This is a genomic window from Thioalkalivibrio sp. ALJT, from assembly GCF_000381825.1.
Taxonomy (GTDB): domain Bacteria; phylum Pseudomonadota; class Gammaproteobacteria; order Ectothiorhodospirales; family Ectothiorhodospiraceae; genus Thioalkalivibrio.
The window spans coordinates 194,713-203,359 of the sequence record NZ_KB907125.1 but is presented as its reverse complement, the minus strand read 5'-3'; the positions used below and the strand labels follow the sequence as shown (position 1 = coordinate 203,359).

At 60.1% G+C, this 8,647-nt stretch carries 8 protein-coding genes and 1 pseudogene; 4 read left to right on the top strand and 5 right to left on the bottom strand.

Annotated features, from left to right (window positions below):
* The 4 genes and pseudogenes from G332_RS0107735 to G332_RS13275 form a co-directional block, all read left to right on the top strand.
* Positions 1–297: pseudogene (locus tag G332_RS0107735) on the top strand (IS630 family transposase); the annotation flags it as partial.
* A 14-nt stretch (positions 298–311) separates the two neighbouring features.
* The gene (locus G332_RS0107730) at positions 312–629 is read left to right on the top strand and encodes a type II toxin-antitoxin system RelE/ParE family toxin (RefSeq protein WP_019626423.1); all 318 of its coding nucleotides are present in this window, start codon (positions 312–314) and stop codon (positions 627–629) included.
* A 307-nt stretch (positions 630–936) separates the two neighbouring features.
* Positions 937–1,215: a type II toxin-antitoxin system Phd/YefM family antitoxin gene (locus G332_RS0107725; RefSeq protein WP_019626422.1), complete on the top strand. Its 279-nt coding sequence runs from the start codon at positions 937–939 to the stop codon at positions 1,213–1,215.
* Positions 1,190–1,459 (top strand): Txe/YoeB family addiction module toxin, encoded by a 270-nt coding sequence (locus tag G332_RS13275; protein WP_081619780.1) that lies wholly within the window; start codon positions 1,190–1,192, stop codon positions 1,457–1,459. The genes G332_RS0107725 and G332_RS13275 overlap by 26 nt, the downstream gene beginning before the upstream one ends.
* A gap of 391 nt (positions 1,460–1,850) precedes the next feature.
* Here G332_RS13275 and G332_RS0107715 read toward each other — a convergent pair whose 3' ends face one another.
* From G332_RS0107715 to G332_RS0107705, 5 genes are all read right to left on the bottom strand, one after another.
* Positions 1,851–2,882 carry a nuclease-related domain-containing protein gene (locus G332_RS0107715; protein ID WP_019626421.1) on the bottom strand — a complete coding sequence of 344 codons (1,032 nt, stop codon included), beginning with the start codon at positions 2,880–2,882 and terminating at the stop codon, positions 1,851–1,853.
* A 245-nt stretch (positions 2,883–3,127) separates the two neighbouring features.
* Positions 3,128–3,679 carry a YfbU family protein gene (locus tag G332_RS13270; protein WP_081619779.1) on the bottom strand — a complete coding sequence of 184 codons (552 nt, stop codon included), beginning with the start codon at positions 3,677–3,679 and terminating at the stop codon, positions 3,128–3,130.
* A 12-nt stretch (positions 3,680–3,691) separates the two neighbouring features.
* Positions 3,692–4,192, bottom strand: coding sequence for a hypothetical protein (locus tag G332_RS13520; RefSeq protein ID WP_156000795.1), 501 nt, complete (start codon positions 4,190–4,192; stop codon positions 3,692–3,694).
* A 125-nt stretch (positions 4,193–4,317) separates the two neighbouring features.
* Positions 4,318–4,638: a hypothetical protein gene (locus tag G332_RS13515; protein WP_156000793.1), complete on the bottom strand. Its 321-nt coding sequence runs from the start codon at positions 4,636–4,638 to the stop codon at positions 4,318–4,320.
* A 229-nt stretch (positions 4,639–4,867) separates the two neighbouring features.
* Positions 4,868–8,374 (bottom strand): DNA methyltransferase, encoded by a 3,507-nt coding sequence (locus G332_RS0107705; protein WP_019626419.1) that lies wholly within the window; start codon positions 8,372–8,374, stop codon positions 4,868–4,870.
* Positions 8,375–8,647: the final 273 nt, after the last annotated feature.

The window sequence follows — 8,647 nt, the reverse complement described above, 5'->3', positions numbered from 1 at the left end:
AAAACCGAAAAAGTGCGTGCGTGGTTCGCTGCGCGGCCGCGTTACCATGTGCACTTCACGCCCACCTCGGCGTCATGGATCAACTTGGTTGAACGCTTCTTCGCGCTCATCTCGGAACGCTGGATCAAACGCGGTTCGCATCGCAGCACTCGGGAACTCGAGGATTCCATCCGCGAATACCTGGAGACATACAACGATGAACCCCGACCGTTCATCTGGCGCAAAACCGCCGACCAGATCATCGCCTCCATCGCCCGTGTAAGCGAGCGCCTCAATAATACTGCGAACTATTGTTAAGGGGCACTAGCAATATGCCCGGCATTACGATCACGTTTGCCGAATCCGCCCTGCGCGATCTCGAGCTGATGCAGGAGTGGTACTCGGAGCAAGGTGTGCCGGAGGTCGGACAGAGGCTGGTGCAGGAGATTTTCCAACGAGTCCAGGCCCTGAACGAACACCCCGACATCGGCAGGGTAGTGCCCGAATTCGACCAGCCGTTCCTGCGAGAGCTCGTCCATCCACCGTTCCGCGTCGTTTACCGGCGTGATACCGATCGGGTGAGGGTTGTCTGCGTCTGGCGAAGCGAACGCCTGCTGCACCTCCCTGGTGGTACGTCGAACAAGAACTAGGCCGCCACCAGACCTCCGCTCACGTTTCGTGGCGTTTGAGCGCCATCCCGGAAACCGCAAAGCGGTTATCCGGGGTCTCGGCCGGCCTGCGAAATCCAAAGGTAGACCCCGAAGCGCTCCTGTAGGAGGCGAGCCCTCTCGCCGATAGGGCGTATCCAGCGCCCCGTCGCTCGAAGGGCTGGGCTCCTGCGGGAGGAGGGGCTGCTGCGGCATGTAAACAAGATGGAAGTCCTCTTCGGGTAACGATTGAACCACCCCAACAATCGGTCTATATTCGTACGGAGTTACCGTACGGTTGGGGGCAACCATGGAAACAGTTAGCGTCAACCGGTTTCGTGAGAACCTGAAGGCATTCGTGGAAGAAGCAGTTTCCACGCACACCCCGCTCAAGGTCACACGGCGCGCGGGTGAGGCCTTCGTGGTGATGAGCGCGGACGACTGGGAACGTGAGCAGGAAACGCTCTATGTCCTCCAGAACTCCAGCTTGATGCAGCAGATCGCCGACTCGGCTGCCACCCATCGGAAGGGAGACGGCTACCGTCCCACGGAAGAGGAGATGGATGAGATCACTGGTATTCGAGGGTAATACCTGGGCCACTTACGAAACGCTCCGAGAGCGCGACCCAAAGCTGCATCGCGCCCTACGCCGCATCCTAAAGGAAATGCTCCGAAACGATCCGGCCACAGGTACTGGCAAGCCAGAGCCCCTGCGTCATTCCCTCTCGGGCTTCTGGTCCCGACGTCTTTCCGCCCGGGATCGCCTGATCTACCGCTTCGACGATCAAGCCATCTATATCTTCGCGATCGGCGGCCATTACGACACGCTGTGATGCGAGCCGACCTATCCCTCCGCTCGGGCGCGCACAGGCAAAAGCCAAGGCTAGACGCCGAGGCCGACGGGATTGTCCAGAGTGCGTGAAGGCCCCATTTCAGGGGCGAAATCCATGGTCTAAGGCTCACAAATCGCCTTTGAGCGCCCGAAAGTCCATTTTCTACAATGTCTTACCGTGGTCCGACCCCGTCATTTCCAATCTGTGAGCGTGCATCGGGCTTTGCCGTCTTCAAGCGACCAGGTCCCGGCGGATCGAAAGTCAATATGCTCCAGTCTCTGGAGTGCTGTTTGGTCGGTGCTCATGGCGAATTGTGGTCGTATCCTTTAACGGAAGCTGTATGTCGGTTCCTGCCGGGGCAGGCTTGGCCGATGCCGTGCGGTTTCCGTGTCTAGTTGCCGGGGGTGGTTGGCTGCTCAAACACCACCCACTCGTGGGCGCAGTCCTGGCAGGCGCTGGTGTAGGTTGTACCGGATTTGGTCACTCGGACCTTGCGCGACTGGCAGGAAGGGCAGGGGACCTTCATTGAGGTGTTCGTGCCGCAGGAGTCGCAGCGCACGTAGTAGCCGTATTTGCCGTACATGCCGGTCAGCTTGTCTTGCTCGCCGCATTTCTTGCAGGCGAGGGTGGAAGCCTGACTCGGGCTCGTAGCCGGTGAGGGTGCGGCTTGGGTGGGCTGCGGTTCCGGCGTCGACGGTCGCTGCGAGTTTGGTGCCGGCTCGGACTTGGTGGAAACGGGCGGCTCCTGGACACGCGGGGCCGGCTCGGCCACGGCCGAAGTATTCGCGCTTGGCCCGAGGTGGCTTTGGAGCAGGAAGTCGCCGATGCCTTCGATTTCCTTTTGGCTGAATCTCGGCCGGGCCGTCACCAGCCCCTTGGCCCGTGAGCCGACCAGTTCGCGTACCTTCTCCGCGACGAACTCGCTCTTGACCACGCGGTTCGCGATCGCACGGGGCATCTCATCGCGATGCAGGATCGCGCTGCTGGATACGGCGCAGAGCGTCCTCCAGTCACGTCCGCCAATCTGAGTCTGGAGGCCCAGCAGTCGTCCCAGAAACTTCTCCACGTTCTGGCGAAGGAGATCCTTGACCAGCGCCTCTTGCAGCTCCGCCTGCCGCACAGGCGAGGGCATGCCGTACCAGTCGCCGCGGTAGCTACGCGACCACTCCCCATGGCCGTTCACCTTCACCTCGCCATAGATGCTCTTTGACTCGATGATGACCAGCCCATAGGGGTGCACCACCAGGTGATCGACCTGTGCGCGCTCCCCGTTATGCTCGATGCGCAGGTCGTTGATGATCCGCACGGTCTCATCGTCGCCAAATTCGCGCCGCAGGTAGAACGCTACGTCCTGTTCCTGCTGGTGCCCGGCCTTCGAGCGTTCATCCTGGCCGCTTGGGCCGTCCTTCTCCTTAAGAATCATCCAATCTCCTGAGTTGAGCCGTACAGCCTCTCGGTCGTCCCCTTACACGCTTTCCGCCCGGCGCCCCCAGCAGCCGATTTCAGCGTTGAAATGGGCGCTTTAAGGCGTTGAACAAGCTTTCAGGGGACGATAATCATCTGCAATTCATATGGTTACTGTGGTCCGACCCCGTCATTCCATCAAAGCTGGTTGTCCTATTGCTCTTCTTGGCAGAGAAAATAAATCTGTCCCCGTTTTTCCCTTCCCTACCTATTCTCGGGATGTATCTGTTCCTTGAGAAGATCCACTATATCTTGTGGAGAAAGTGGTTGGAAATCGAGATTTCTCAAAATTGGTTTAAACACTGTAAGCATTCGCCTATATGATTCGATCGATGGGCAATGGGAATTAAAGTTCCGCCCCTTAAACTGCTCAAACCGATTCAAGTCATTAACTAAGAATGATGCTGTCCCCATATACTCAGATTCATTATTACCATCAAAGCCAGGAAATTTTGGATTTTTGCCAAACGGTGCTGCTTTCGTTTCAACCCATTCTTGTTCCTCTTGCGATAATTGATCGTAGCCTCTTTCAATCATGCTCCACATATCGAGAATATCAAGAACTTCTTTCACAATTTCCGGAGTGTCTTGTTCCTCAAACGGTATGCCCACGTACTTCCAAGGAATACTCCAGGTATTGTCAGAGAAAATTGCGGAGCGGACAAAGTCAGGCTCCACTTCACCATCAACGCCAAGCTTATCGTAGATTTCGCTGAGCATTATCAGGATTAATTTTTCACCGTCTGTAATTTTCATAATGTAAATCCGTTAGCTTATCGAGACGTTTTCTTTTCGTTCGTCTGAGGGTTCTTTTACAAATGGCATAAAGCTATCGATTTTGTAATAAATGCTTTTCCCGGCGGCCTTTTTCTCGTCAAAAGATTTGGCCGCAGAAAGGGCCTCAATATCGGTATGCAAATCCAGAGAAAGCTCTTTGGCTTTATTTTTGAAAAACTCGTTAAAATGAGAGCTATGCTCATTTATGTATCGTGAGTATTCTTCAACTTCCTTTGCGATTGACCCGCAATTTACCCCCCTAAGGAGAGAGGGGTTGCAAGCAGGGCCGACTGTCGATACGACCTTTAGAATGCGAGCAGTCTCGGCATGAACTTGGGACACCTCGATCAGCTTTCTACGACCAACAATTTCGTCCCTTACGTTTTCCGCTTTGGTAGCCGCCGTTGAGGACTTGCGAGCTTCGACAAAAGCCCATATCGCACCACCAATCGATGCTATAGATCCGATAACCGATATCCATGTTCCGATCATGCGCAAATTTCCGAATCCTCTATGGGCCTAACGTTTGGGCTCATGCGACCGTAAAAGCGGCGCACTGAGCGATAAAAAGAACATTGAAAAAAACGGCGCTTTTGCCGGTCGCATGGAGCCGATGGTTAGGCCGACTCCAGATTGAGCAGGATCTCTAGCCTCTTTAGATACGCGGCCATCGCCTTTGCGTCTCCAGTCGGGACTGTTCCGTCGTTGTAGAGATACACACGATCACCGGGCTCCTCATCATGGCAGGAGAGCTTGCGTAGTGTGTCTGGCCCAAGCCCCTTTACCTTCATTGAAACCGGGAAATCACTGTAGGTTATCCAGTCGCCAGTATTAAAACCGACAGGCTTGTAGTTTCTGTTAAGGAGAAGCCACGAACCATCTTCTTGTTTTTGTATGCAGTATGGAAAATACACTGCGCGAACATTTTCATTTGCCATATTGTTCTCCTTGTAGCCTAGCAGTGACTAGATAGCGCGCGTGGATATCGGATGAACGTGCGCGCGTGTTCGGTTAAAGATTGGACTGGCTGTCCAGTGGAAGAAAAGGAGCTGAAATTAGACGGATGCGTGGCCCTGGTGGTTTTTAGCGCGGGGTTATCTCCTGCGGCTGTCGATCCGGTTTGGGGCCATGGTCGAGCGGTGAGCCCTTGATGCTGCTGGGCGATTGTCATGTCAGGCGCCAGTGGTCGTTGTCGGTGGTGGCCTGGCCGAGGATTTGGAGGGCGGCGAGGACTTGGGTGATCGACTTGGTAGGTTTGCGCTTGAAGTGGCTGGCTAGGGCGTCTGTGGTTTGGGGGCCGATGGCGAGGAGGCGGCGGACGGCTTCGACTTGGTCGGGCATGGTTTTGGGCCAGGTGGGCTTTTGGGCCGGTGCGGTCGGGGTCTCGGCGGCGGCCTCGGGTTTGGCTTCCAGTGTGGCGGTGGTCTGGGTGGCTTCGGGGGCCTGGTAGTCGGGGCGTAGCCAGCGGATGTGGCCCTGGGCTTCTTCGGCGGCGCGTTCGGCGTTGAGGGCGACGAGGCGGCTGAGGAGTTCTTCTTCGGCTTCGGCCTGGTCGGCGGGCTTGTCCGGCAGCGGGGTGGTGGCGCCGGGGCGGCCGACGAGGGGGTCGGCGAGGTCGTTCCAGCCGTAGGCGTCGAAGACGGCGCGGTCGAGGTCGTCGTGCAGTTCGCGCAGCAGGGAGACGAGGCCCTGTTCGTGGGTGGTACGTTCCTTGGCGGTCAGCGGTTCTTCGGCGCGCAGTTTTTCCAGCACGTTGTACATGCCGGTGAGGGTGAGGTCCGGGTGTTCGGTCTGGCGCGCCTTGCGGTGGGCGTCGATGCGTTCGGCGAGGCCGCCGATGGTGGCGGCCTGGTGGTCGTCGAGTGCCGGGAAGGGGAAGGTCTCGAAGCAGCGGGTCTTGTTGTAGCGAGGACGGTCTTCCAAGGTACCGCCCATCGCCAGGGCCCAGGAAACATGAATTCGGCTGGAGAGCACACCCAAGCTTGAAGGGCGGTCGATGGCGATGTTCACCAGCATGTTGTCGGGCAGGATGTCCGCGTCGAGGAACTGGAAGACGCGATGCTTGGTGGTCTCCACGGTAGCGATGTACCGGGGGAGCCCCTCGAGCATCAGGCGCAATTCTTGGCGTGGTTTTCCGAAAAGCCACCAGAATTTGGCATACCCGGCGCCGTCCCTGGTGTGGCCCTTGGCGTCTCGTTCGGGTTTTACTCGCTCAAGCAGCCACTGATAGATCGTGGGGAATTGGTCCTTTACCTCGTCGGCGGAGAGGCCGAACAGGTCGATGACCATGACGCCGCGTGGTCGCTGTGTGAGGTCCCGCCCGTTGCGGTACTCGCGGATGACGCTGGCGGTTTGGGCCGTTTTGCCCAAACCGAGTTCCGCTGCCTCGTCCGGCGACACGATGAAGCCAGCGCCGTGCAGCTTCACGCCAGGGCTGCTGATGCCCTGATTGGCTTGCAGGGTGATGGCGCCTGCCACGTTGGCTCCAATCGTCAGGTCCGCGAAAAGTTTCCCTGCCCTGTGGCTCAGTTCCACGGTGCGAGCGTCGTCGTCCGTATCGCGTTCGTTGACGACATGGCGGAGTACGCCGGGCTGGTCTCCGGCTGCACCCACGGTCATCGCAATGCGTACGGCGGCGCCGTCGGTGCTGTCCACCCACGGGTGGTCGGGGGTACCGAAGGCGAGCGACAGCGGCTTCTTGCTGTCGTTCAGGTGCGGTTCGAGCACGCGGCGGTTGAAAGTCTGGCGCAGGCTGTTGGTGGTGATGAACCCGAAGCGTCGGGCCTCGCCCTTGCGGACCTTCTCGGCGGCGATGTGCCACCAGTACATGACGAAGTCGGCGGAGTCCGGGACGATGCCTTTGAAGACCTTGCGCACGGCGTCCACGTAGCCGTCGCCCAGTGCGCGGCGCATGGTGGCGGCGCCGATAAACGGCGGGTTGCCGACGATGTAGTCGGCTTCGGGCCATTCGGTGCGGCGCGGGTTGCTGTAGTGGTAGACGGGGGTGCGGGCGGTCTCGTCGGGGATGAGTTCGCCGGTGACGGGGCTTTTCTTGTAGCTGATGCCGTCCCAGATGGTTACGGGCTGGCCGTGGTCGTCGGTCATGGGTTCGCGGGCATCAAAGTCGATCAGCGCGTCGCGGCATTCGATGTTGTGGAAGTCGCGCAGGATGGGTTCGGGCAGGCTGAGGCGGCCGTGCAGGCGGTAGTGCCATTGCAGGTAGCCGATCCACAGCACGATTTCGGCGATGGCGGCGGCGCGCGGGTTGATTTCCAGGCCGAGGAACTGGTGCGGGTCGACGGTGAGGCCTTCGGTGTCGAAGGTGGCCTGGCCGGCGCTGAGGTCGCGGATGAGGTTGAGCACTTCGCCTTCCAGGCGCTTGAGGTGTTCCAGCGCCACGTAGAGGAAGTTGCCGGAGCCGCAGGCGGGGTCCAGCACGCGGACTTCGCGCAGGCGCTGGTGGAAGCGGTGCAGTTCGTCCAGGGCCTTGTCGTGCTTGTTCTGCTGCAGCCAGGCCTCGGCGGCGACCTGCACGGTGTTCCATTCGGCGCGCAGGGGCTCGATGAGCGTGGGCATGACCAGGCGTTCCACGTAGGCGCGCGGGGTGTAGTGGGCGCCGAGCTTGTGGCGTTCGCGCGGGTCCAGCGCGCGTTCCAGCAGGGTGCCGAAGATGGCGGGTTCGACGAAGCGCCAGTCGGCCTTGCCGGCCTGGATGAGCAGGCCGATCTGGTCGGCGTTGAGCGGTATGGGGTCGATGTTCTGGAACAGGCCACCGTTGAAGCGCTGCACCTTGTGCATCAGCTGGCCTTCATAGCCGCCGGTGTTCATCGTCTCCCACAGCGAGCGCATGGCGTCGGGGAAGTGTTCGGGGTTTTGCTGCAGGCGTTCCAGCAGGGTAGTGAAGCTGCCTCTGGGCAGGAGTTCGACGTCCTCGCTGAACATGGTGAACAGGCAGCGCTTGAGGAAGTGGGCCACGCGCTCGACATCAAAGCCCTGCTGTTCCAGGGATTTGGCCAGTTCGGCCAGGCGCGCGCTGACCTCGCGGGTGACGCGGGCGGCGTGTTTGCTGGCGTCGAGCTGGTCGGGCGCCAGCCACAGGTGGTGCAGGCGCTGCTGAATCTCGGGGTCGCGCAGATCTTCCAGGCGGATGCGGTGGCGGCTCGGGTCCGGGTAGGGGACGTAGGTGCCGCCGGAGCGGGAGAACTCGGCGTAGAGCTCGAGGCTGCGGCCGACATCGGTGACCACGATGAACGGCGGGCGGCCTTCGTCTTCCGGCAGGGCGCGCACGTACTGGTCGGCCTGGTTCTGCGCGGCGAGCATGGCCTTGTCCCAGCCCTGGGTGTGCAGGCCCTTGCCGGTCTGCTTGGCCTCCAGCACGAAGCAGCCGCGGCGGTAGAGGTCGATGTAGCCGCGGTTCTCGCTGCCGTCCGGGTTGCGGATGGTGACGCGGCGCTCGAACACGTAGGCGTTGTCGCGGGTGTCGTCGCTGGCCGGGTCGGGCTGGGGCAGGCCCAGCAGTTTGCACAGCTCGGTCAGGAACAGCTGGTAGTTCGCGCGCTCGCTGCCGCCGGCTTCGCGCCAGCGGTCGAGGAAGGCCTCGACCTGCTCCGGCGCGGCAATCGGCGCGGGGCCGGATTCTTCGGCGTGGGCCGGGCGGGCCGCGAGTCCATCCATGCAGGGGCTTTCCATTGGTTTTTTATTGTGACCTTACCGATTTGGGGCGGGATTGTCGTGTTTGGCTGTGGGTCGCGGTTGGGGTGAGTGGGTTGGCTCGGGTTGGCGCGGAGATGTGGACGTTCGGCGCTGGATGTGTGGTGCGGGACGGCGGTGCACCGATAGAGCATGGCTATTGGAGGGATGGCAAATATTAACTGGCGCCAATGGTCGCCGTGGCCTACCTTCCATGACAGACGGGCGATCCGTCGTCGGGCCGGGCAAGGCCGGTGA

Coding starts and splice junctions, on each gene's coding strand:
- G332_RS0107730 (WP_019626423.1), top strand. CDS start 312: ATGCCCGGCATTACGATCACGTTTGCCGAATCCGCCCTGCGCGATCTC.
- G332_RS0107725 (WP_019626422.1), top strand. CDS start 937: ATGGAAACAGTTAGCGTCAACCGGTTTCGTGAGAACCTGAAGGCATTC.
- G332_RS13275 (WP_081619780.1), top strand. CDS start 1,190: ATGAGATCACTGGTATTCGAGGGTAATACCTGGGCCACTTACGAAACG.
- G332_RS0107715 (WP_019626421.1), bottom strand. CDS start 2,882: ATGATTCTTAAGGAGAAGGACGGCCCAAGCGGCCAGGATGAACGCTCG.
- G332_RS13270 (WP_081619779.1), bottom strand. CDS start 3,679: ATGAAAATTACAGACGGTGAAAAATTAATCCTGATAATGCTCAGCGAA.
- G332_RS13520 (WP_156000795.1), bottom strand. CDS start 4,192: ATGATCGGAACATGGATATCGGTTATCGGATCTATAGCATCGATTGGT.
- G332_RS13515 (WP_156000793.1), bottom strand. CDS start 4,638: ATGGCAAATGAAAATGTTCGCGCAGTGTATTTTCCATACTGCATACAA.
- G332_RS0107705 (WP_019626419.1), bottom strand. CDS start 8,374: ATGGATGGACTCGCGGCCCGCCCGGCCCACGCCGAAGAATCCGGCCCC.